Here is a 23,192-nt window from a genome sequence, read left to right as displayed (position 1 = left end):
ACATGTAACGATTTTGTTATCTATGGCGTATTAGACAAAAATTTATCGCAAATTACCAGTATGAGACTTGCTGCTAATCGATCGGATTCGTTAAAATGCCGGGTTGAATTCCCATGAAAAATCTCAGATGAACGTTTCTCAAGACACTATCTACGCTCAAGCGAGCGAGCATATTAGCGATTTCCAGTTTGATAACCGTGTAGCAGGCGTGTTCAGTGACATGATCCGCCGCTCCGTGCCCGGATATACGCAAATTATCAATACCATAGGCGATTTTGCAGATCGTTTCGTCATGCCAAATACTCAAATTTACGATTTGGGTTGCTCACTCGGCGCCGCGACCTTAAGTATTCGTCGCCAAATCCAAGGCCGTCAATGCCGCATTATCGCCGTTGATAACAGCGAATCTATGGTTGCACGCTGCCAAGAGAACCTGAATGCCTATGTTAGCGATACAGACGTCGATCTGGTTTGCGGTGATATTCGCGATATCGATATTCAAAATGCCTCACTGGTGGTACTCAATTTTACCTTGCAGTTTTTACCGCCAGAAGACAGAGAAACCCTGATAGCCAAAATTTATCAGGGCCTAAACCCCGGTGGGATTTTAGTGCTGTCGGAAAAAATTCGCTTCGAAGATGCCCCGATCCAAACCCTATTGGAAGAGCAACATTTAGACTTTAAACGCGCCAATGGCTACAGCGAACTCGAGATCAGCCAAAAACGCAGTGCGCTGGAAAATGTCATGAAGCCTGACACTTTAACCACGCATCAACAACGCCTAACCAGCCAAGGCTTCAGTCACTTTAGTCTCTGGTTCCAATGCTTTAATTTTGCTTCTATGGTGGCCATCAAGTGATCAGCTTTAGCTCGTTTTACCAACAAATCGCCGATTCAAATCTACAACACTGGCTCGAAACCCTGCCGAGCATTTTAGGCAAGTGGCAACGGGATCATAAACACGGCAACTTGCCAAAGTGGGAAAAAGTGCTCAACAAGCTGCACTATCCTACACCCGACCAAGTGGACTTTATCGATAGCGTGACCGTCGGTAGTGGCGAGCAACTTAGCTCTGGCGAAAAAGAGAAGCTTGAGAACCTACTGCGCCTGTTTATGCCATGGCGTAAAGGCCCCTTCCACATTCATGGCATCCATATCGATACAGAATGGCGCAGTGACTGGAAATGGGATCGCGTGAAGCAACATATTTCACCGCTGAAAAACCGCACTGTGCTCGATGTCGGTTGCGGCAGTGGCTATCACATGTGGCGCATGTTGGGCTCAGGTGCCAAACGTGTCGTCGGTATCGACCCTTCGCCGTTGTTTTTATGTCAGTTTGAAGCGGTAAAACGTTTAGCGGGCACACATCATCCTGTGCACCTGTTACCTCTTGGCATTGAAGAGTTGCCACCGCTCGATGCATTCGATACGGTTTTCTCCATGGGCGTTTTGTATCACAGGCGTTCACCTATCGATCACTTGTTACAACTGCGTGATCAGTTGCGCACCGGTGGTGAACTCGTGTTAGAAACATTAGTGATAGATGGCGACGAAAACGCCGTACTCGTGCCTCAAGATAGATATGGCAAAATGAATAATGTATGGTTCATTCCGTCCGTTGCCGCGCTGATGCTCTGGTTAAAGAAGTGTGATTTCACCGACATACGTTGTGTCGATACCGATGTCACAGCCCTTGCTGAGCAACGCCGTACCGACTGGATGCCTAACGAGTCACTGGTTGAATACTTAGATCCTAACGACATCACCAAAACAGTTGAAGGTTATCCTGCGCCCAAACGTGCCACGATTATCGCAGTGAAAAATCAACCTAATCAAGATTTAACCTGACCTTTTCAGTCTGAAGTAAGCGGATATCAGTCATTGCGTCCTCAGGGTTTGAGCTAGTAATGGCTGATATCAAAAGCCGAAAGATCACCATTCCTCTCGTTTATCTGGAATATACAAGTGTTCAGCCGCTCATTGCTACTCCTTCCTGAATAGCAATACATTTGCGACTCTCACCCTTACCGTTGACATCGATAACGGAACAGGGTTTCATGCATAACAATGACTTGAAGCTAGCTCAATTAGATACTAAGCCAAAGTTAACTCATTCCATCACAAATGCAGAACACATAATCCATGTTAAAACCCACTTTACTGGTTAGCCTGCTTGGCTTGAGCCTTTATGCTACAAATGCCGCCTACGCGGCGCCAAGTCCTGTCCCCCTCTTAGTGGAGCAATGTCTGCGTTTGCCAAACATTGAGCTTGCATCTGCCTTCGCTAACGCACGCTTAACAACAGCACAATTAACCTTGGCTCAGCAGGCGCTTATTTTTGAGCAACAGACGATAGGACTCAATAATATTAACGATAGGCTCAACTATTACCGTGGGTTTAACTTACCAAGTGAAGAACGCGAAGGCTTACTCCAATGCCAGTTACACCTCGCCGATACCCTGTCGCAACTTATAAACCAAGCAGAATTTAGCCAACTGGCTTACGCATTAGCTCAAGGTAATGCAGAACAAATACTGTTGAGCCAACAGCTTAAACAGTTACTACAACAGCATTGGAGCGCCGAGGAAAAAGCAAAATTGCATACAGCGCAGGCCAGCATAGGCCAAGGGTTAGGCAGTCAACAATTTAGTCTTGCCTTCAATGACAGCCAATGCCAACCCGAACCGACTCAGCAGCAACATTATCTGCATAAAGAAGAGGATAAAAATGACGAGCTGAAGCGTAGCAGTGCAAAGCAAAGCGATTTTTCGGGCACTATCGTCAGCTACTTACTGACACAGGAAAACGCCCTATGTCGCCAAAATGTATGGCAGGCTTACCAAGCCAGAGCGAGTGAAACCAATCAAACGGCATTACAGCGAATTGCAGAGCAGCGCCAACAAGCCGCCACGGCGGCAGGCTTTACCGATTACAGCGCATTAGCGCTTAGTTCGCAGCAGTTATCATCCCCTGAGTTGGTCAAAGCCTTTCTTGATAGCCAAACCCAAGATTTGCAAGTGGCTCCCTGGGATATTGGACGTACACTGTCACAACAAGCATCAGCCAAAGGCCCCACATGGCAGACCCCAGACGTCTTGAGTCGCAGCTTTACTTATCTGCAAGTGTTTGGTTTGCAGTTTGAGATCATAGCAACCGCCAACGCCGATAAAACACCAACCGATCCTAATCGGCCGCATATCGTCAGGGTTTACCACCAGCAAAGATTATTGGGTGAAATCTATGTGGCCTACAACCAAAATCCACAGCAAAGTAGTCAACAGCAGACATTGCGCCAAAGTGTACTCGGCCAGCAATTTGGACAACAGGCGTTGGATCTTAAGCCGCAGCTGAGTAACTACAAAGACATTGAACAGTTAACCGAATCCATCGCAGAAGCAGTGGCGTCCCTTGCTAAAGCGAGCCATTTCTACCTCAACAATGCCATGGGGCAGAGTCAGGATAGCTATTTTGTAGCGAGTCTCTGGTTAGCTGAAGTGCTGCGCCATCAACTCTTTCCGCAGTTTGAACAAGATTATTTACACGAGCGTGAAACATTAGCTAAAGCTTATTCGAAACAGCTCAAAGTTTTTCGAGCTAAGGTTGCAGTTAACTTTTACCAAGACGCAAATTCACAAGTCTATCCTGATATCGGTGCAGAGTTTAGTGCCAGCTTTGGCCAAGATTGGCCGCAAACCAAGGATTATCCCTACAGCTTTAATGCTATCGCCAACGAAGGACCGCTTTACTACCAATCACTCTGGCAAGCATCGTTAGCGAAGCTGATTGATCAAGCCACATTAGGCTGCCAAGACAAACTTCAATTATTCAATTTGTTAGTCGTCAATGAATACGCTTTAAACCTAAGTGAACAATTGAGTGCAGTCATTGGTGCACCCGTTGATAGCGCTTCGCTGATCCAAAGGCTCTCAGATAGCGATTCGGAACATGCTAGTAATTCTGGCAATCAAGCTTTCGAGTCCACAGGCTCTTGTGCGTTTTAAGTGTTAATACTTAGGATGTGTTTGTGACTCGGTCGGGCGCAAACACAGCAAATCGTCATGATTTGCCTCTCTATCCCCTCAGTCACTTAGCGCGACATAGCTAGCAGTATGTCGTGAGAATGACTGACTCTATGATATTTAATTGAAAAAGTCGTAAGAAGTGGCCACTATAAGCCTCAATCTATCGTTTTTTTGATATTATAATGACTCGAGCTAAATCTACCTTAGAACAATGGCGTATTTTGCAAGCTGTGGTCGATTATGGCGGCTATGCCCAAGCGGCCGAAAGACTCAACAAGAGTCAATCGTCACTTAACCATGCCGTTGCCAAATTACAGCATCAGTTAGGTATAGAACTACTCGAAGTCAAAGGCCGTAAAGCCTATCTCACCCAGCAAGGCGAAGTACTGCTGCGCCGCTCACGACATGTCACCCAAGCCGTCAACGAGTTAGAACAGCTCGCGAGTAACCTCGAACAAGGGTGGGAACCTACACTCACGCTTGCCCGCGAAATTATCTATCCGATGGAAAGTTTAGTGTGTGCCCTCAATGCGTTTCTGCCCCACAGCCGTGGCACTCGCATCATCATGCTGGACTCTGTGATCACTGGCACCCAAGAGCTCATTCTGCAGAGTAAAGTCGATATTGCTATCTGTGCAGGGGTACCGCCTAAAGGGTATTTATCCGAACCCTTATGTGAACAAGAGCTTTACCTCGTTTGTCATCCAAGTCACCCACTCGCAGACTTAGGCACAATTGAAGACGATAAACTACTGGCACAGTATTTACAGTTAGTGATCAAAGATACCGGCGTGCAATCCAATATTGATATCGGCTGGCTCAAAGCTGAGCAGCGCTGGACAGTCTCTAACTTCCACGAGGCAAAAGTCATTCTTAACCAAGGTATTGGCTTCTGTTGGATCCCCTCTTTCTTAATCCAAGAGGAATTAGCTTCCGGCAAGTTAGTGCGTTTACATCTTGAGGGCAGTCAAAAACGTCGCATCATGTTGAGCCTAGTGATCCCCAATAGGGATCAACAAGGACCAGCATCCAAACTGCTTGCCTCTTTGATTTTACAACAACATGGAATTGAACCGACGAATAGCAACTAATAGCAACTAATAGCAACTAATAGCATGAAACCAAATCATGGGAATTGTTAAAGCTTAAGCTTACACACTAAAGTCAACATAGCGCGCTGGGTGCTTGTCCAAGTATTGCGGCTGGATCAATCCTGCTTGTTGCGATGCATTATCTTCAGCACTTGTCTCACTCTGCAGTGACGCACTACGATTTTCACTCGCACTGAAACCGTTTATCTTGCTGGTATCTTTTGCGGCCAGAATTGGCAGAACAGTAGCGGATTGCGCATGATTAGGCAGCTCATTTACAGGGGCGAGATTAGAAGGCTGCATATCGGCTTGCGGCGTTACGTCAACGCGGACTGAAGGCCCAATACTGGCTTGTGCAACCGCGGCATAATAACGACTTGCTGTGCTATCGGGTCTTGGAATAAAACGGGTCGCTAAATTCACAGTACTTGATGCTTCTCCAAATGCTAGGGTTGCAGTCGGCGGCTCAATGGTTTCCACTGTCGTTGACGTATTGACTAAGCTGCTAGTACTCGAGGTATTAGACTGAGTTTCCGAACTAGTACCAGAACTTGTGTCAGTCGTCGCAGCAGTTTTGGCCGTCTGCGCTTCAACCCTTTGAATGAGCTTGTCAACTGCATCTGAGACTGGTGTTGAGACGGCACTTTGGGGCTGAGCAATATTACCTGACTCATCAACGTCTCCCGTCACTACAGGTGAATGTTTTTCTAACGGTGGCAACTCTTTGATTTGTGCATCTGCGTCTATTAATGTTTGAGTCGTTTGCAAGTCAACAATTTGTTTTTGTCGCTCCTCTGCCAGCATCACTTTAGCTTCATTCATTTTTTGCAAGGCTTCAGCGGCAACGCGAATATCCGCAGAAGAAGGATCAACCGGAGCCATTGCCGCCGCGTACACTTGTTTCATTTTGTTTATCGTTGCGAGTGGATCGCCTCCGACAGCAGAAACATCAATCTGCACTTCACCATCGGTGGCATAACGTTGGCCATCGGCCCCCTTCTCATACTTAAAACTCGGACTCTGAGCGTATTGCCCACCGACAGTGGCATGGGCATGTTCATGGGCTTTAACCTCAGAATCTCTGGCTTTAAGTGAATCAAGCTGTTGTTGCTGCAGTGCCTGCGCTTTTTCTTGGGCTTGCTTTACTTGCTCCTGAGCTTGCTGTGCCTGTGATTGCGCTTGTGACTGTTGTTGCTTTGCTTGTTCTGCTGCCACAGCTTGCTGTTTCTGCGACGCTCCTTCCTGTGCTTGCTTTTCAAGCTGATTATGATTTTTAGCAAAAACAGCGGCTAAGGCTTGCTGGCGATCATCGGGGTTAGACGCTATAGCAGGATCTTCTACCTGACTGACTTGAGCCTTAGCGTCACCGAAAACCTGGGTAAATTGTTCCAACACTGTCGGTTGAGCCACTTCATTGCGAGCGGATTGATCTACTGCTTTTGCAGCGTTCGACTGCTCAACAGTCACTGTACTCGCTGCTGAACTATTACTACTTATATTTCCAGAAGTGTTATTTACAGAGCTGTTACCTGCCGAGTTAGAGGTGGAGGAGTCAACTACCGCAGCGCCAGTAAAAACAGTTTGTGGCCCAAACACTGCGGCTAAATCAGGCATTATTGGAAAAGCACTGCCCGTATTCGTTGGATTAAAAGCGGAAGGCTCTGTGCCAGTCGTATTAATTGATGAACTCGTAGGCGTAAAAATATCAGCGGCAATACTGCTCGTGACACTAAGACTTGGGCTAGTTGCCGTTAAGGCGTTTGCCCCAAGGCTACTTCCTGTAGCACTCGTGATTGATGACAATGCAGGAGTCGACACAGGTGTGGCAATTTGTCCCCCGCGTACACCAGAAATGGACCTTGGCCCCGTTAACAAGCTAAAACTGGCATCCGCATGCAAACTTGCCCGATCTTTTAACCCATTAACTTGAGGAGCATTGGCTTCAGGAAGAGTAATCTGCGGCCTTGATTCAGCAAAAGGATTGGCCTTTAGTGCTTGACTTGCGCCATTGAACGCTGGTGGTAGTACAGGCGTAACATCCGCAATTGCAAGCGGCGCTTTTAAAGCATCAATACCTGCGACATTTGAACTTATGGGTGTCGCGGTATTTGTATCGCTGAATAAAGGCGTTGATGATATAGCTGCAGGCATTGCAGAAAATGTTTGAGCGCTCGATTGCAATGAACTAGCTGCCGAAGAACTCGCGTTAAAAGATACATTCGGTGATGAGTGGAGAGATTGAGAAACGTAAGTTACTAATGGAGCAATAGCCGAAGCTTTAACCGGAGCGGTTGAGGTTCCAGTAAAATGTGGTTCATAGGCACCACTCGCTTCAAATTTTGCGGAGCCTGCAGTGTGAGCGCTGGCTCCTTGATAAGTGCTATTAGCGTGAATCTGGCTTAGATTCGAGCTTAGCGTCTTATCATGTGCCGAAAATGAAGAGGATGACGCTCCAACCTGAGGTGATAGCGCCACAACCGACATGATATTTACACCTTAATGTTAATGATCGAACCTATCGTTTCTGAATCAGTTTCAATCACCTCTGTAGAGGCTTCACCTTGTCTTAATGACTCATTTGCCGCCAATAATGCCGAGGTTTTATCGGGCTGGGCAACATCTCTGGCAGGCTCTGCCGGAGATGCACTTTGCGTCGGTGTCGGTTTAGCCACATCTATTGTTGCTTGAGTGAGCCCAGATTGCGCACTTTGCAAGCCTTGCAGACCGGATGAATAAGCAGATTGGATTTGCATAACGGTATTCCTGCATGCTGTGATTAATGGGTCAATTATTGACCAGCAACGTGCAAAAGTACAGATTTTATCCGCATTCTCAGCATTTATTTACGGCCAGATTTATCCTGTGATCCAATTAGCTTCCCAATCCTTAAATACGGGATTAAAACCCTGCCGTTGCATCTGTTCGATAACTTGCTCGACACTGCGATCATCGCTTATCTCAAATTGATCGAGTTGACTGTCAGGCGCTTGATAGCCTCCCGGTTGTGTCGAACTGCCCGCACTGATTTGAGTGATCCCAAGTGGCAAAAGATTATCCCTCAGCTCAGGACTTTCCCTTGTCGACATGCTGATATCAAGCTGTTGATTAAAAAGTCTAAATGCACAAATCATTTGCACTAAACCTAGATCCGATAGCATGACTTTTGGGGTGTTCCCGCCAGTACAAGGTCGTAACCTTGGTAGCGAAATACTAAAGCGGGTGCGCCAATAGCGTCGCTCTAAATAGTCGAGATGATATCCCATCATTAACCCATCTAAACGCCAATCATCCAGCCCCAGTAATACCCCAAGACCAATTTTATCAACGCCCGCCGCCGCAACTCTGTCAGGTGTTGCTAAACGATAGGCAAAATCCATTTTTTTCCCCCTGGAATGGTGACTAGCATAAGTCTCGGGTTGATATGTCTCTTGATAAATCATCACAGCATCTAAACCTAGCGCGACTAACTGGCAATAATGGTCCTCACTCATGGGTTGAACCTCCATCGCCACATGGCTAAATTGCTGCTTTATCAGCGGCAACATTTGCTTGAAATAATCGATACCAACCTTAGTTTCATGCTCACCTGACACCAGTAAAATAGAATCAAAACCTCTGCCTTTGATAATGGCTATTTCAGCCATCAACTCCCGTTCATTCAAGGTTTTGCGTTTGAGTTTGTTACTCATGCTAAAACCACAGTAATCACACTCATTAGCGCACAGATTCGAGACGTATAGCGGTAAATACATGCCCAGATTCGCGCCAAATCGCTGCCGCGTAAGCGCCGCTGAACGTTGTGCCATGGTTTCGATATAAGGTTCAGCCGCAGGTGATAACAAGGCCAGTAAGCTACGTAAATCCCCTGCTGGACTCACTAACGCCCGCTCAACATCCTGGGCAGTGCAAGAATACAAATCGAGTAACAGTTTATCCCGTGGGATCTTGGCAAATTCCGCTACAAAACTCATTGGTTTAAAAATCCCGTCAGAGGACTGGTATGTACCGCGCCCGTTTGTACTCGGCCAAGCCCAGCTTCAAAGGCCCGTCTACCGCATTGCACCGCCTCTTTAAAGCACTCGGCCATCACTATCGGCGACGCACTGCTGGCGATGGCGGTGTTAACGAGCACCGCATCGGCGCCCAGCTCCATTGTCCGTGCAGCCTGCGAAGGTGCGCCAATGCCGGCATCGATCACCACAGGCACCTGCGCCTGCTCTATGATGATTTTTAAAAAGCTTTCAGTGACTAAACCTTGATTACTGCCAATCGGACTCGCCAGTGGCATCACCGCAGCGCAGCCTACCTCTTCCAAGCGGCGACAGAGCACAGGATCGGCATGCACGTAGGGCATCACGATAAAGCCTTTCTCACAGAGGATTCTAGCCGCCTCTAAGGTTTCTATCGCATCGGGCATTAGGTACTTAGGATCCGGGTGGATTTCGAGCTTAATCCAATGAGTTCCCAGCATTTCACGGGCAAGCTCAGCCGCAAACACCGCTTCCTTGGCGTTTCTCGCCCCCGAAGTGTTAGGCAATAGCCGTACACCCGCTTGGCGTAACGGCGTGAGTAAATCATCAAGCCCCATTTTAAAATCAATTCTTTTCATCGCAACTGTCACTAACTGCGATTTTGAAGCAGTTATCGCCTCAAGCATCACTTGGCTATTGCTGAATTTCCCCGTTCCGGTAAATAACCGTGATTCAAACTCCACATCGGCAATCGTTAACATACTAGCCTCCAGCTACAGCTGAAAAAAGTTCTAATTTATCTTCATGTTGGCAGAGAATCGATTGCCAGCGATTACGCGGAACCACCTCTGCATTCAACACGATAGCGACCGAATCGAGGGCTATATCTTGCGCGAGGATCACAGCCGCGAGTGAAGTCGGTTCTGATAACGACTGGGGGACATTATTTATGTGAATTAAAATCATATCAAACCTCCATACTTTATAGTTTGCTGGGCTTATCGGATGATGAACAAACCTCTTTTGGACCACATACGTCACAATGGGGATCCCGCGTTAATGTCGCCGCTGTCCATGAAAGTGATTTAGCGTCGAAGCGCCAAAAACGCCCAAACAAGGCACTTTTAGATTCATCACAACTATCCATACTCAGCAAGAGTTGCATGGCCATCAAAGATTGCATTGACGCCATCACGCCCACGCTCGGCCCGAGTACGCCTTGGGTACTACAGCTCTGCGACACTCTCGTCAGTGCGGGGAAAATACAGTGATAACAACCACCAGAGGGGAACCGAATTTGGTCGACTGCAAACAATTGACCGCTAAATGCTGCGATTGACGCACTGACTAAAGGTAAAGCCGCTTCGATACAGCGGCGATTAATGGCTTGGCGAGTCGCAAAGTTATCGGTGCAGTCAAGCACAAGTACTCTTTTACCCTGTTGTTTCGCCTCTAGAATATCAGCGAAGTGATGAGCCGCAGTTTCTGTATTAAATGCTGTTTCATGGGCAGTCACAGTGCACTGTGGCGCTAAGCCATTAAGCTTTTGCTTAGCAACTCGCGCCTTATTAAGTCCAATATCAGCATCGTTGAATAACAATTGTCTTGGCAGATTCGATACTTCAACCTTATCCATGTCGATTAAGGTCAAGCAACCAATACCTGCGCGAGCCAGATACTGCGCCGCCAATTGCCCTAAACCGCCAAGACCGATAATAACAACGCTGGCGTCGACCAATTGCAATTGCCCAGCCTCACCGACTTCAGGCAATAAGACTTGCCGAGAATAACGCATAAAATCGGCATCACTGAGTGTATGGCCGCAGTGTTCATTGTCGCTGTGTATATGACCGCAAAGAACCTCTGCGTGAGCAAGCGGTGGGTTTTTACTCATGCTTAGCACCCAACTCATGGTTTACAGCCAGTTCTTCAGACAAGCTACATTGCTCCCAAGCTTGGCTCAGCTCTGCAAACGCGGCTAACGGATCCTTAGCTTTCGTTATTGCGCGCACCACAGCAATATTGCCAACCCCTGTGGCTTTCACCTTTGCCAGATTTGTTAAGTCAATACCGCCAATGGCGACCAAGGGATAATGATCTTGGAGTAACGCCACATAGTGTTTAAGTTTTGCGAGCCCTTGGGGCGCCGAAGGCATTTGCTTCGTTGTGGTTGGGAATATATGCCCAAGCGCTATGTAGGATGGCGAGTATTGGTGCGCCAATAGCAACTCGAAATAACTGTGGCTCGATATGCCTAGCGCGAGCCCCGCGGCTTGAATGGCCGCTAAGTCGGTAACGGCGAGATCTTCTTGGCCTAAATGTACCCCAAAGGCATGGTATTTTATCGCTAACTGCCAGTGATCATTGATAAAAAGCTGCGCATTAAAATGCTTACCTAAGGCAATGGCCGTTTGAATTTGTGCTTCTAATTCGGAGCCAATTAACTCAGGTTCGCCTGACTCACATCTACTTAGCGCTGATTTACCTAAATCAGATTCGGCTAACTCTGCAGTAGTTAACTCGCTGATGTCGGTTTTTATCCGTAACTGCAGGGTTTTAACGCCCGCAGCTAACAAACTCTCCAGCATGGTTAAGTCACTCACCACAGGGTAAACACCAAGATCGGCATCGAGCACTTTAAAACCGTGGGATAAAATATTTTGAGGTAGCGTCGAGGCTATTCTTACCTGAGCGGTTGCCTGATCTGTTGCGGATAAAACTGTTGCAACTAAATCATTAAAAACATCAAGGTGTTGGTTGAGTTGATGACTAATAAAATTGCCATCACACAGATTTATCTTGGCATAGCGGGACAAGTTATTAGGCCAACCCGTACGGGCCAACGGCCCTGGACCTTGCCCTAAACCAATCGCCGCGCTTAAACCTTTACTCACATAGGCTTTGGCAACAACCACCGCATCTTGCAATACAAAACCTTGCGCTAACACGGCGGCAATGGCCGATGACAAAGTGCAGCCGCTACCATGATTATGGCGGGTATTAACCCGTTGGCAGGCTAACCAGAAACGCCCATTTTGATGTAGTTTAGAGCTCGCGCGCACTTGACGACAAACTAGATAATCCTCGGCAAGCTCAAGGTCCCAGCCGTTGCTATCAAGAGCGATAACATGAGCGTTAGCCTGAGTTTGAGCATAAGTGTTATCGTGAGTTTGAGCATGAGTATCATCAAGAATGTCAGTGCTGCCAAAGCTCACATCGCCACCTTTGGCGAGCACACTGCAATCAAGGCTCTGGGATAAAGCCAGTGCCGCGGCAGCGAATTGCGCTTTCGTTGAAACATCACTGTGAGTTAACCGCCCAAGTTCAAGCACATTGGGCGTGATAAGTTCGATTAAACCTTTGAAAGGCTTAAAATCTAAGGCTGATTTGGCCGCACTTTTTATATCCTGACAGTTATCTACTGCTAATGCATCACCACAACTGGCGACCATCACAGGATCGACAATCACAGGCACTGATGGATAGTGGATTTTAAAACTCGCGATCCAATCTGCCAGCAATGCCACTTGAGTTTGATCTGCCAGTAAGCCGATTTTAATTGCTTTGGGTGGCAAGTCGGAAAGTAAAGTAGTCAGCTGAGCCATTAACATCGCCGCTGATACGGGCTCGACTAAAGTGACCGCCACTGAGCTTTGCGCCGTCACTGTGGTGATCACGCTGCAACCGTGACAGCCCAAATCTTGAATTGTCGCCAAGTCCGCCTGAATACCGGCACCGCCGCCACTGTCTGAACCAGCTATGGTCCAGACAAACGCGGGACGCTCGGTATTAATGGGCGCATTATCCCCATGAATACCCAACATAATTAGGCTTCCTCAGCTTCGGCGACAAGCTTGTCTTTCACGTGATAGATCTCGGCGCCCGAGGCAGCAAATTGTGCCGATTTTAGCGCCATTGCCGCTTCCAACTCCTGCGGCGTCTTGACTGTGACTTGCATGGCTTGGTCAGCAGCTTCAACTTGATCCGCCTTCGCTTGTGCCGCCTCTAAGCCAGCGGCATAGGCGCGCACATCTTGGGTGATTTTCATCGAACAAAATTTAGGGCCGCACATAGAGCAAAAATGCGCGACTTTAGCGGATTCCTGCGGTAAAGATTCATCGTGATAAGCACGTGCGGTTTCAGGATCGAGTCCTAAGTTATATTGATCTTCCCAGCGGAATTCGAACCGCGCCTTTGCCAGCGCATTATCACGTATTTGCGCACTCGGATGACCTTTCGCCACATCGGCGGCGTGGGCGGCAATCTTATAAGCAATCAAACCTTGCTTAACATCTTGTTTATTCGGTAATCCTAAGTGTTCTTTTGGCGTGACATAACACAACATAGCGCAGCCGTACCAAGCAATCATGGCCGCGCCTATGCCGGAGGTGAAATGATCATACCCAGGTGCGATATCGGTGATTTGTGGGCCAAGCGTGTAAAACGGCGCTTCATCGCAGTGAGCTAACTGCTTGTCCATGTTCTCTTTAATGAGCTGCATCGGGATATGTCCCGGCCCTTCGATAATGGTTTGTACGTCGTATTCCCACGCGATTTTGACTAGCTCACCTAAGGTTTCAAGCTCTGCAAACTGGGCAGCATCATTAGCGTCGGCAATCGAGCCTGGACGCATACCATCACCTAAAGACAGGGATACATCGTAGGCGACGCAAAGCTCACAGATCTCACGAAAATGGCTGTAGAGGAAGTTTTCCTTGTGGTGACTCAGGCACCATTTGGCCATGATTGAACCGCCGCGGGAAACGATCCCGGTAACGCGTTTAGCCGTCATCGGTACATAACGAAGTAACACACCAGCATGAATCGTAAAGTAATCAACACCTTGCTCCGCTTGTTCAATCAAGGTATCGCGGAACACTTCCCAGGTTAAATCTTCTGCCACGCCGTTCACTTTCTCCAGCGCTTGATAAATCGGCACTGTGCCAATGGGCACTGGCGAGTTGCGGATGATCCACTCGCGGGTCTCGTGAATATAACGACCCGTGGATAAATCCATAACCGTATCTGCACCCCAACGGGTTGACCAGACGAGCTTTTCCACTTCTTCCTCGATGGATGACGTCACCGCAGAATTACCAATATTGGCATTCACTTTCACCAAAAAGTTACGCCCAATGATCATAGGTTCGGCTTCGGGATGGTTAATATTCAGCGGAATAATCGCGCGGCCACGGGCGACTTCAGCGCGGACAAATTCGGCGGTAATCGGTTCGCCGACTAAGGCACCAAAAGCTTCGCCCTTGGCTTTACGATTGAGGATTTCATCCTGTACTTCGGCAAGTGCCATGTTCTCGCGGATCGCCACATATTCCATTTCGGGCGTGATAATCCCTTGACGGGCATAGTGTAATTGGCTGACTCGTTTGCCCTGCAGCGCTCTGCGTGGGCGGACAATGGCACTCGAACCCGCCTCAAAACGCAGATGGTCTAAACCATCATCGGCGAGTCTTTGTTGGGTAAAATCTGAGGTCGCGCAGGGTAATTGCTCTGTATCGTTGCGGGCTAGGATCCAGTTTTGTCTTAATTTACCAAGGCCTAGACGCACATTGATGTCTGCCTCAGGATCGGAATAAGGTCCGGCGCAATCGTACACGCGGATTGGCGGATTTTTTTCCATGATAGGCGCATCATCAGTACCGCCTACAAGCGTGTCAGTCTGCAGGATTTGCCGCATGCCAACGCGAATATCGGCACTGGAACCTTCGAGGTAAATCTTTTGTGAATTAGGATGTTGCAGCGGCGCTAACGTATCGATAAAGGCTTGGGCCTGCGCGCGGGTTTCGCGGCGACTCGGCGCCTTCGGCACGATTGATTGACTAGACTCAGTCGATTTATTAGGGATTGTCGATTCTGGCGCAGTGATTTCTATCGCATTGGCAGCTACAGCTGGGTTTTGGTTTGAACTGGACATAAGCAATCTCACGTTAAAAAATGGAGTTGCTTGTCTGGAGAATTGAGTTGTTGATAGCTGGACATGGCAATCAATTTTTGTGGCCAACACTGGCTTCAAAAATTGAGTTACCCTGCTCAATAACAATTAAATCTAAACATTAAGGCTTAAAACATTGCTGAGTAAACAGGTGTTTAAAGCCGTCTATTTTTGCGATTTAATGTGTGTTATTACGCTTGTTTCCTTCGCAGGTTTTAACCTGATCAGGTTCAACGGATCCCGAATAAACGGTCTCAGCCAAGAGGCACTCCGACAAGATGAGTGCGCAGTATAGACAGAAGCGGCAGCAACAAACAAGGAAAAAAGTAATTAAAAACCTTAACTACCAATCCAAAATAAAGATTCATAATTCATTGTTTTTAATTGATTAAATAAAATGAAACTAAAAAAGCTATAATTAGCATGAAAATAGATCATAAAAAAAAGTCACTATTTATGGGGTTTGAGCATCATTTTGTTTAATCGAGATTGAATGGCATCATCAATAGCTTGATTGATTTTTTTGCCACTGCAGTCAAATGGAAAGCCTAAATTTTCGGCGTAAGGATTAACTTGAGTGCCGACTTGTACCACGCGATAACAAGTATCCCCTTTACGCACAATACGATTTGGATCTAAGGGTAAATCTAGACTCGTTGTGCCACCGAAATCATCGGCGTTAGGGACAAATAACACTTCCATCTCAGGGCTCATTTCACTCATATTCGATTTCCGGGTGAATTTATCGGCCTGTTCAATGACGAGATCATCGAGCGCTTGCTCGCGCTGACGTTCAAAATATTGCTGGGTGAATAAACTCATGCTTGAGCTTGTCGCTATTGTGCTCTCACCTTCTGCTGCGGGCGAACTCTTAGCGCCGAGCAGCGGCTTAATTTCTGTAGCATCAAACATATTCGTTGGCTTTTTTGCCGTTGCTTCCACGGGCTGTACTTCACTTTGTACACTTGATTGAGATTGGCTTGATTGAGTGATGTCCGGTTTAACCGTATCTGGCTTCACTTTTCCCTGATCTACTTTTTCAGGCACGACCTTTTCAAATATTGGCATAGGCTTAACTTGAGTTGTAGGCGTGGGAACAATTGTAGGCGTAACAGAACTTTCCGCTTCAGTCTTATCCTCGGCCTTGCTCTCTGTTTCTAGCGCAGCGCTTTCAGCCTTCTCTACCGCGGGAGCATAAATAAAGTAAGCTTTAAGCGCCTTTACTTTAGGGCCCCGGCTTTCTGTTTCTGTTAATCCAAAGGGATTTAACTGTGGGCGCCACAAAATGCAGATAAGTAAAAATAAACACACATGCACTAAGATCACAAAAAATAACAGACTTAATCCTTTGAAATACGGCTGACGAGCACGCAAAACGGATCCTGTCCCCAATGAATGAGCACTGGTTTGTATTGTCCTAGGCAGTTCAGGTTTGGATTCAGATTCAGCAACCAATTTATCTTGATGTTGATCTTGATGTTCAGCATGGATTTCTTGCAGTACCAAATCTTGAGCCTGCTCATGATATATAGCTTGGGTGTCATGCTCAGTGACTAAAAAGCCTGCACCGCTATTGAACGCTAATGGCTCCGCATTAGTGGTAAAAACAGGCGTTTGAGCAGTATCCAGTTCACCGAGCTGATGATCAAAGGCGATAAAAGTCTCACCTTCTGGCGATGTGACCGAAAAAAGCAAAGCACTATCAGTATCATCTCCAATCGCTATTGCTGTAGGAGATACTGTCAATAAAGGCACGGCTTTGGGTTGACGTTGAAAAGGCAAAATCCATCCTTAGGTTTTGTGTAGTCTCAATTGATTTCGATGATGCTTAACGTGGAACAATTGCACTCAACTCCAATATCAATCCAATATCGTGTTGCTGAATATTGAAAGAGAATTATCCAATGATTGCATTTACTTGCGAGTGCTCAACGCAGATTAGAGGAGGCAAACAGGGTAAAGTTCAACGCGAATGCAACACGTTACAAGCGCAGTGCTTACGCTAATGCTTGATAAGACACTTGTCAGTCGAGACAAATAAGGCTGGGAATTGAGCTCACTATCGCGCTAAATTGAAAGGAAATGGCTTGTTAACTCTTACGTCTTGAAGCGGATAACATCATCAATGCGATACGCTGACGGGAATACAAGACGGCGTTAAAAATCTAAAGGGCGAAAACAATAGAAGCCAGCTACACATTTAAGCTTACAGTTGTACGCTTAAATATGGTGATTTATTTTCCTAACTGATAGACTCAGTCATTATCGTTTGCGAGTGTGTATCTACCATGTCGAGTCAAAGTGTTATCGAACAACAAAACCCAGCTAAAATCCCTGCTAATTCTGGGCCGTATAGTATTAAAGAAGAGATAGCTAATAGTGTATCCCATGGCTTAGGCGTCATCGCAGGCATAGTGGCATTGGTACTGATGTTACTCAAAGGGCAAGATCATCTAACGCCAATTCAACTAACAGGCGTTGCCATTTATGGTACGAGCATCATAGTGCTTTTTCTATGCTCGACCTTATACCACAGCGTTAGCCATTCAGGCTGGAAACATAAACTTAAAATCGCCGATCACTGCGCAATTTACTGCTTGATTGCAGGAACTTACACACCTTTGATGCTGATAAGCCTACAGGGGACGCAATCGATAGTGATTTTAACAGCGATTTGGTCGCTTGCGATTGGTGGGATCCTATTTAAGACGCTATTTATTCACAAATTCAAAATGTTAAGCTTAGTCTTGTATCTCGCCATGGGTTGGCTATGTGTCACTGTGATGGGCGATTTAACGGCGGCCATGTCGGAGTTGGGTTTCAATCTATTGATCTTAGGCGGGTTATTTTACACTTTAGGGGTGGTGTTCTACGTCGGGAAACGCATTCCATTTAACCATGCCATTTGGCATTTGTTCGTGCTTGGCGGTGCCATGAGTCACTTTCTGTGTATTTATCTGACTGTTATTTAAATGGCTATGATTTACCTGATGGTGATTTAACTGGCTCTGATTTAACTGACGGTGATTTATCTGTGATTCAAACCTGAAAGTCGTTAATTATCTATTCAAGCACTTCCTCAAACGTTCTCTCGAACATCGCAATCAAGTACGGCTATTCAATTCAGTAAACAGCGACGCTAATAGCGCCGCTTGTTCTGCTCTGCCACACTGGCGCCAAAGCGCAATAATGCATTCTGCGGTGCACAAGCCCCCTTCTTGCTGATTACGCCGCAATATAAAGGCGGATTCAGGCATAAGTGGCGGCAAACTGACTCGTGCAGCCGTTTTCAGATAGGGGCTCTGGCGCAGCATCTTACGTGCCTCCTGCCAGGTCGCATCTAAAATCACCACTTGGCTCGGCATTAGTTCTGCTATCACTGTAGATTGCGCTGGTGCTAAAAAGGCTTGTGCGTTCGATAGCGCTGGCTCAGCTAAAACCGTATCTAAGGCATTATTATCAATGGGCACAGCGGGCTCAGTATCGCTTGCTGGAAACAACAGTTTAGCCTGCTGCGATGCCAACATAGCCACTAAATCGTTATCAGGTGCCGTTCTCGACCAGACGATGCTTTTCACCTCTTCAGGGAATGCGGCTAACGCGAGTTGACCAGTATTTGTTTTGCGGGTTAACTCGCGTTCGTGGGTCAATAAAATAATCTGCATTGCCTTCCTTGCTGCGGCAAAAGAATGAGAAATAACATTAAACATCTAGCGATGTTAGGAACAGGCTCGAAGCTGTAACAGCTTAAAAGAGCACGTTGAAATAACGACGTTCAGTCGCTAACCAAACCCTGCTCACTCAGTTATGTGTGAAATAAAATCATATATTAAAAACATGATTTTAAAGTGATAAAACTTACAAACATTCCAACACTATCTGTTTTAGCAGAAAAGTTTCACGCTCTATTGATTGGCCTTTATGGGGATGATTGCGCTGAATATCTTCATTATGGGCGATAGCTTGATGAATATTGAGCCATTCAGGCCGCATGCCATTTTTTATCTCATGGGCTTCTAATCGAGTCTCACCTAAACCACGCTCGCCCAGTGCGGTGTCAATACGGCACACATAACAGAATGACTCCATGTGCACTACGTTCGCCCCTTCACGGTACCAAGGCCGAAACTCTTCGTAACGACCAAAGGGGGCTAACACTTGAATGTCTAGGGCGCCGGTTTCTTCCTGTAGCTCGCGGATCAGCCCATCTTCGAGGCTCTCGCCATGGTCAATTCCGCCGCCGGGTAAGCTGTAGTCGCGATATTTTTGGGTATACAACAGCAAAATGTCTTCACCCGATAACACAATCGCGCGGGCAGCTCTGCGATAAAAAACGCGTGCTGTCTGTAGGTTAACCGCTGGATCTTGGGTGGTTCTCAATAAACGCATAGTCTTAGCCATTTGCCGAAAAGGAGTCGCAGCATAAACGAAAATGTGCCAAATGCAGATCAAAAACTGTAGCAGAGGCAATAATCACACTCAGTCCCGTTCGAGTGATTAATAGGTTTTAGCGATTAGACTCTTGATTATTAACGGGTTAAACTAAAATCGTTTTACACATGATGTTAAGATCGCGATGCATCATCTCTTTCGCCTGATTCTCATCTTTAGTGCTCACGTAATGCCTAAACGGCAAAAATGCTCAAGAGCATTCAAACTCACTATGCTCACTCAAGAGCTGGGCCAATTGCTGCTGATAAGCATCAATAATCTCTGGTGTTTGCTTATGCGTGGGCATGCGTTGGTAATGACCAATCACCTGCGACAGATAACGCTGCGCTCGCGGCAAACTTGCTTCATCTAGCATCTGCCACATTAACGAACCCGTAGCACTGATAGGCCGACCATTTGGAGCCGCGATTGTACTGACATGGAGGATTTCGTAGAAACGTTGATTCTCTTCCAATAAGTGTTCCGACTTCAGCCCTAACCCTAAGGCAGTGAGTGATTGCCTGACATAATAATTATGATGCACGGGACACAAAATAAATTCGAGGTACCGCTGTGGGTGCTTGGCTAGAATTGCCTTCACTAAGTCCACCAGCAGTTCACCGCCCACACCAGCGATGATAATCAACTGTTTATCTTTGTCACTGGTTTGCGCGAGCGGTAAAGCCGCAACATCAAGGCAATGCACTTGCCACTGAGTATCACGACTTAAATTTGGGTCTATGTCTAGGTTTAAGTGTGGATCTGAGTGTGAATCTAAGTTTGGATCTAAGTGTGAATTTAGGCCTGATATGTCAGCGGGGAAGAAACGCTGCAAACGCAGTTCAAGCGCCTGCATCAGCGAAGGGACACAATCGACAAAGTGCACTTGGTGGGCAGCGCTTCTTTCTAGCAACAGCATACCGAGTAAACCATGATCGCAGCAGCAATCCCAAATATGATCGTAATGACCACTGATCATGCTGTTTATCTGTTGTAAACGTTGGCTAATTTTCACGGTTTGACCTTATTGCTGCGGCTCCAAATACTGTAAATCCCACGCTAAATTGCATTTTTAAGCAAAAATAAAGCGCGCATTCTACCCGAGTCAAAAGCAAACCACATCTTTTGTTCGTGCCCTCGCAATGCTTCTCGTCACTTCTGTTACGTCACGCCTTAATGTGGTGAATACGTATGCAGGCCGTTGCGGTTAAAAAGCCATCGCCACTAGTATGCTGTGAGTCACATTCATTATAAAAACAAGGATCAAGGAATGTTCATCAAGACCAACCCTATTCAGTTTACTGGCCGTCACTTAACAAAGAGTCACGCTCGCCAGAGCTCATCACGCCAAAAGCGATCGCAAGCGCTATTGTGCCCTACACTTATCGCCCTTGCGGTTACGAGTCTCTTTAGTGCCAACGTATTTGCCAAAACCGTTACCGTCAGCTCACCCAACCAACAAATTCAAATCAGCTTGAGTGACGATACTGGCCGCCCCGAATATAAAATCAATTTTCACGGCAAGACAGTCATAGAACCGAGCCGCTTAGGCTTAGTTTTTCAATCCCTTGGTGAACTCGGTCAAGGATTGCAGATTAACAGCAGCGAGAAAAAAAGTGCCGATGACAAGTGGCAACAACCTTGGGGCGAGCAGGAATGGATCCGCGATCAGCACAATCAACTGACCGCAGTATTAAGCAACGGCAAGGTGCAACTCGAAGTCGAGTTTAAAGCCTTTGACGATGGTATTGGCTTTCGCTATCACTTAGCCCAACAAGCTACCCTTCCCGCTAATTCGCCGCTCTCAATCACAGACGAGTTAACCGAGTTCAATGTCGGCCAAGCCGATAAAGCCACCGCTTGGTGGATCCCGGCCCGTGGCTGGAATCGCTACGAATACCTGTATCGCACTACAGCGCTGAAAGACGTCGATAGAGTCCACACGCCCTTCACCTTTAAACTCGCGGACGGTACGCACTTAAGTATTCACGAGGCCGCCTTGGTTGACTTTGCCGCCATGACCTTAGATCAACAGCGCGATGGCAAGCTTAAGGCCGATCTCACGCCTTGGTCCGATGGCATTCGCGTCAAAACTCAAGTGGGCTTTTATACGCCGTGGCGCACCATTCAAATTGCCGACAACGCGACTGGGCTGCTCAATTCGCACCTTATCCTTAACCTCAATGAGCCCAATAAACTCGGCGATGTTGCTTGGGTAAAACCGGGGAAATACGTCGGTATTTGGTGGGGAATGCACTTAAATGAAAATACTTGGGGTTCGGGCCCAACCCACGGCGCCACCACCAGCGAAACCGAACGCTATATGGATTTCGCCGCTAAATATCAGTTTGATGGTGTATTGGTAGAAGGTTGGAATGAAGGTTGGGACGGCGACTGGTTCCATAATGGCGATCAATTTAGCTTTACTAAGGCCTATGCCGATTTCGATCTGCCCGCCATTACCGCCTACGGGGCGAAAAAAGGGGTGCGTTTAATCGGCCACCACGAGACAGCAGGCTCAGTCACCCATTATCGCGATCAAATGGCTGATGCCTTTGCCCTGTATGAGCAGCACGGTGTGACCCAAGTCAAGACGGGCTATGTCGCTGATGGTGGCCAAATCAAGCGTATCGATGACAAAGGCATTACCCGTCACGAGTGGCACGACGGCCAGTTTATGGTGGGTGAGTATCTGCACAGCGTCACAGAAGCTGCGAAACACCATATCAGCATCAATAGTCACGAGCCAATCAAAGACACGGGTCTGCGCCGAACCTATCCGAACTGGATCGCCCGCGAAGGTGCCCGCGGCCAAGAGTACAATGCCTGGGGTAGCCCACCAAATAGCCCTGAACATACGGCCATGCTACCGTTCACCCGTATGCTCGCTGGCCCAATGGACTTTACCCCGGGGATTTTTGACTTAGCACCTAAGGGGTTGGATGTGCAAAACCGTGTGCAAACCACCTTGACCAAACAGCTCGCCTTGTACGTTGTGCTCTATAGCCCAATCCAAATGGCAGCGGATTTACCACGCAATTATGAAAAGCACTTAGATGCCTTCCAATTTATCCGCGATGTGCCCACAGATTGGTATCAGAGTGTCGCGCTTGCCGGTGAAGTCGGCGACTATGTGGTCTTTGCCCGCCAAGCGAAGGATCAAGGTGATTGGTACTTAGGTGCACTCACGGATGAAACCGCGCGCAAGGTCACGGTCAAACTGGATTTCCTCGATCCCAAGAAACGTTATCAAGCGCAGATTTACCGCGATGGCGCAAAAGCCGATTGGAAAACCAATCCCTATGATTATGTGATTGAGACTAAAGAAGTGAGCGCTAAAGATAGTCTAAACCTCGCACTCGCTAGCAGTGGCGGCACGGCAATACGCTTTAAAGCACTTTAGATTTCATAGTGTTCAGTTCAGCGCATTAACTTAAATGCTTAAGCGAGTGTGAAAATACAGAGTAAAAAACAGAAAGTCACCAAGGATGCACCTTGTCCCTGGTGACGTTTTATCGCCCTCTAACACCTATTTATCCCAATACAAACGTAAAAGTTAACCCTCTTCGAAGCGACTTAGTTGATGTTGGCCTAAATTCAGTTCGTGCTCATTGGCCGACAAATCGGTATAAACCGAATAAACAGGCTGTAAATGCCCTCGCAAACTCACCCACATCGTAGACAGACCATGCCAGTCCAAGGCGAATGCGTACAACCAACACAGGT

Annotated in this window: 18 protein-coding genes and 1 riboswitch; of the genes, 6 read left to right on the top strand and 12 right to left on the bottom strand. The window is 47.1% G+C overall.

The annotated features are described in order from the left end of the window. The first annotated feature begins 127 nt into the window (after positions 1–127). The 4 genes from cmoA (at position 128) to Q4Q57_RS11220 (ending at position 5,114) form a co-directional block, all read left to right on the top strand. Positions 128–859 (top strand): carboxy-S-adenosyl-L-methionine synthase CmoA, encoded by a 732-nt coding sequence (gene cmoA / locus Q4Q57_RS11235; protein WP_006081747.1) that lies wholly within the window; start codon positions 128–130, stop codon positions 857–859. Next, positions 856–1,848, top strand: a complete 993-nt coding sequence (gene cmoB / locus Q4Q57_RS11230; protein WP_311890863.1) for a tRNA 5-methoxyuridine(34)/uridine 5-oxyacetic acid(34) synthase CmoB — start codon at positions 856–858, stop codon at positions 1,846–1,848. Before cmoA ends, cmoB begins: the two co-directional genes overlap by 4 nt. A gap of 294 nt (positions 1,849–2,142) precedes the next feature. Then, positions 2,143–4,002: a peptidase M3A gene (locus tag Q4Q57_RS11225; protein ID WP_311890862.1), complete on the top strand. Its 1,860-nt coding sequence runs from the start codon at positions 2,143–2,145 to the stop codon at positions 4,000–4,002. 203 nt (positions 4,003–4,205) lie between these two features. Continuing rightward, a complete protein-coding gene (locus Q4Q57_RS11220) occupies positions 4,206–5,114 on the top strand; it encodes a LysR family transcriptional regulator (protein WP_311890861.1) in 909 nt (302 codons plus the stop codon). A gap of 60 nt (positions 5,115–5,174) precedes the next feature. Here the strand turns inward: Q4Q57_RS11220 and Q4Q57_RS11215 are convergent, their stop codons facing one another. The 9 genes from Q4Q57_RS11215 to Q4Q57_RS11175 form a co-directional block, all read right to left on the bottom strand. Continuing rightward, positions 5,175–7,598: a putative metalloprotease CJM1_0395 family protein gene (locus Q4Q57_RS11215; protein ID WP_311890860.1), complete on the bottom strand. Its 2,424-nt coding sequence runs from the start codon at positions 7,596–7,598 to the stop codon at positions 5,175–5,177. A gap of 5 nt (positions 7,599–7,603) precedes the next feature. After that, entirely contained in the window at positions 7,604–7,867 is a 264-nt protein-coding gene (locus tag Q4Q57_RS11210) for a chemotaxis protein (RefSeq protein ID WP_113940374.1), read from the bottom strand. A gap of 102 nt (positions 7,868–7,969) precedes the next feature. Next, positions 7,970–9,085 (bottom strand): 2-iminoacetate synthase ThiH, encoded by a 1,116-nt coding sequence (gene thiH / locus Q4Q57_RS11205; RefSeq protein ID WP_311890859.1) that lies wholly within the window; start codon positions 9,083–9,085, stop codon positions 7,970–7,972. Continuing rightward, the gene (locus Q4Q57_RS11200; protein ID WP_311890858.1) at positions 9,082–9,846 is read right to left on the bottom strand and encodes a thiazole synthase; all 765 of its coding nucleotides are present in this window, start codon (positions 9,844–9,846) and stop codon (positions 9,082–9,084) included. Before Q4Q57_RS11200 ends, thiH begins: the two co-directional genes overlap by 4 nt. A 1-nt stretch (position 9,847) precedes the next feature. Beyond that, a complete protein-coding gene (gene thiS, locus Q4Q57_RS11195) occupies positions 9,848–10,051 on the bottom strand; it encodes a sulfur carrier protein ThiS (RefSeq protein WP_311890857.1) in 204 nt (67 codons plus the stop codon). 16 nt (positions 10,052–10,067) lie between these two features. Continuing rightward, on the bottom strand, positions 10,068–10,979 hold the full coding sequence (locus Q4Q57_RS11190; RefSeq protein WP_311890856.1) for a HesA/MoeB/ThiF family protein: 912 nt from the start codon (positions 10,977–10,979) through the stop codon (positions 10,068–10,070). Beyond that, a complete protein-coding gene (locus Q4Q57_RS11185) occupies positions 10,972–12,909 on the bottom strand; it encodes a bifunctional hydroxymethylpyrimidine kinase/phosphomethylpyrimidine kinase (RefSeq protein ID WP_311890855.1) in 1,938 nt (645 codons plus the stop codon). Before Q4Q57_RS11185 ends, Q4Q57_RS11190 begins: the two co-directional genes overlap by 8 nt. 2 nt (positions 12,910–12,911) lie before the next feature. Continuing rightward, complete coding sequence (gene thiC / locus Q4Q57_RS11180) at positions 12,912–15,017, bottom strand: phosphomethylpyrimidine synthase ThiC (protein WP_311890854.1); 2,106 nt, start codon at positions 15,015–15,017, stop codon at positions 12,912–12,914. Between the two features lie 202 nt (positions 15,018–15,219). Next, a riboswitch (TPP riboswitch) is annotated at positions 15,220–15,318 on the bottom strand. A gap of 167 nt (positions 15,319–15,485) precedes the next feature. Next, positions 15,486–16,817 carry a hypothetical protein gene (locus Q4Q57_RS11175; protein WP_311890853.1) on the bottom strand — a complete coding sequence of 444 codons (1,332 nt, stop codon included), beginning with the start codon at positions 16,815–16,817 and terminating at the stop codon, positions 15,486–15,488. A 506-nt stretch (positions 16,818–17,323) separates the two neighbouring features. On the opposite strand from Q4Q57_RS11175, the gene trhA reads away from it, so the two are divergent. Continuing rightward, positions 17,324–18,007, top strand: coding sequence for a PAQR family membrane homeostasis protein TrhA (trhA, locus tag Q4Q57_RS11170; RefSeq protein ID WP_311890852.1), 684 nt, complete (start codon positions 17,324–17,326; stop codon positions 18,005–18,007). A 132-nt stretch (positions 18,008–18,139) separates the two neighbouring features. Here the strand turns inward: trhA and Q4Q57_RS11165 are convergent, their stop codons facing one another. The 3 genes from Q4Q57_RS11165 to Q4Q57_RS11155 form a co-directional block, all read right to left on the bottom strand. After that, on the bottom strand, positions 18,140–18,745 hold the full coding sequence (locus Q4Q57_RS11165) for a tRNA-uridine aminocarboxypropyltransferase (protein ID WP_311890851.1): 606 nt from the start codon (positions 18,743–18,745) through the stop codon (positions 18,140–18,142). A 148-nt stretch (positions 18,746–18,893) separates the two neighbouring features. Continuing rightward, entirely contained in the window at positions 18,894–19,424 is a 531-nt protein-coding gene (locus Q4Q57_RS11160) for an NUDIX domain-containing protein (RefSeq protein ID WP_311890850.1), read from the bottom strand. Positions 19,425–19,677: 253 nt separating this feature from the next. Continuing rightward, the gene (locus Q4Q57_RS11155) at positions 19,678–20,481 is read right to left on the bottom strand and encodes a tRNA (adenine(22)-N(1))-methyltransferase TrmK (protein ID WP_311890849.1); all 804 of its coding nucleotides are present in this window, start codon (positions 20,479–20,481) and stop codon (positions 19,678–19,680) included. A 255-nt stretch (positions 20,482–20,736) separates the two neighbouring features. Between Q4Q57_RS11155 and Q4Q57_RS11150 the strand changes: the two genes are divergently transcribed. Next, on the top strand, positions 20,737–22,869 hold the full coding sequence (locus Q4Q57_RS11150) for a glycoside hydrolase family 97 protein (protein ID WP_311890848.1): 2,133 nt from the start codon (positions 20,737–20,739) through the stop codon (positions 22,867–22,869). The last annotated feature ends 323 nt before the right edge of the window (positions 22,870–23,192 follow it).

Origin of the sequence: Shewanella sp. SP2S2-6 (assembly GCF_031931965.1) — a bacterium.
Classification (GTDB): domain Bacteria; phylum Pseudomonadota; class Gammaproteobacteria; order Enterobacterales; family Shewanellaceae; genus Shewanella; species Shewanella baltica.
This window is presented reverse-complemented; position numbering and strand designations above follow the sequence as displayed.

Bases quoted from the DNA above. Each gene is read 5' to 3' on its own strand.
- cmoA (WP_006081747.1), top strand. From the start codon at position 128: ATGAACGTTTCTCAAGACACTATCTACGCTCAAGCGAGCGAGCATATT.
- Q4Q57_RS11225 (WP_311890862.1), top strand. From the start codon at position 2,143: ATGTTAAAACCCACTTTACTGGTTAGCCTGCTTGGCTTGAGCCTTTAT.
- Q4Q57_RS11220 (WP_311890861.1), top strand. From the start codon at position 4,206: ATGACTCGAGCTAAATCTACCTTAGAACAATGGCGTATTTTGCAAGCT.
- Q4Q57_RS11215 (WP_311890860.1), bottom strand. From the start codon at position 7,598: ATGTCGGTTGTGGCGCTATCACCTCAGGTTGGAGCGTCATCCTCTTCA.
- Q4Q57_RS11210 (WP_113940374.1), bottom strand. From the start codon at position 7,867: ATGCAAATCCAATCTGCTTATTCATCCGGTCTGCAAGGCTTGCAAAGT.
- thiH (WP_311890859.1), bottom strand. From the start codon at position 9,085: ATGAGTTTTGTAGCGGAATTTGCCAAGATCCCACGGGATAAACTGTTA.
- Q4Q57_RS11200 (WP_311890858.1), bottom strand. From the start codon at position 9,846: ATGTTAACGATTGCCGATGTGGAGTTTGAATCACGGTTATTTACCGGA.
- thiS (WP_311890857.1), bottom strand. From the start codon at position 10,051: ATGATTTTAATTCACATAAATAATGTCCCCCAGTCGTTATCAGAACCG.
- Q4Q57_RS11190 (WP_311890856.1), bottom strand. From the start codon at position 10,979: ATGAGTAAAAACCCACCGCTTGCTCACGCAGAGGTTCTTTGCGGTCAT.
- Q4Q57_RS11185 (WP_311890855.1), bottom strand. From the start codon at position 12,909: ATGTTGGGTATTCATGGGGATAATGCGCCCATTAATACCGAGCGTCCC.
- thiC (WP_311890854.1), bottom strand. From the start codon at position 15,017: ATGTCCAGTTCAAACCAAAACCCAGCTGTAGCTGCCAATGCGATAGAA.
- trhA (WP_311890852.1), top strand. From the start codon at position 17,324: ATGTCGAGTCAAAGTGTTATCGAACAACAAAACCCAGCTAAAATCCCT.
- Q4Q57_RS11165 (WP_311890851.1), bottom strand. From the start codon at position 18,745: ATGTTTAATGTTATTTCTCATTCTTTTGCCGCAGCAAGGAAGGCAATG.
- Q4Q57_RS11160 (WP_311890850.1), bottom strand. From the start codon at position 19,424: ATGCGTTTATTGAGAACCACCCAAGATCCAGCGGTTAACCTACAGACA.
- Q4Q57_RS11150 (WP_311890848.1), top strand. From the start codon at position 20,737: ATGTTCATCAAGACCAACCCTATTCAGTTTACTGGCCGTCACTTAACA.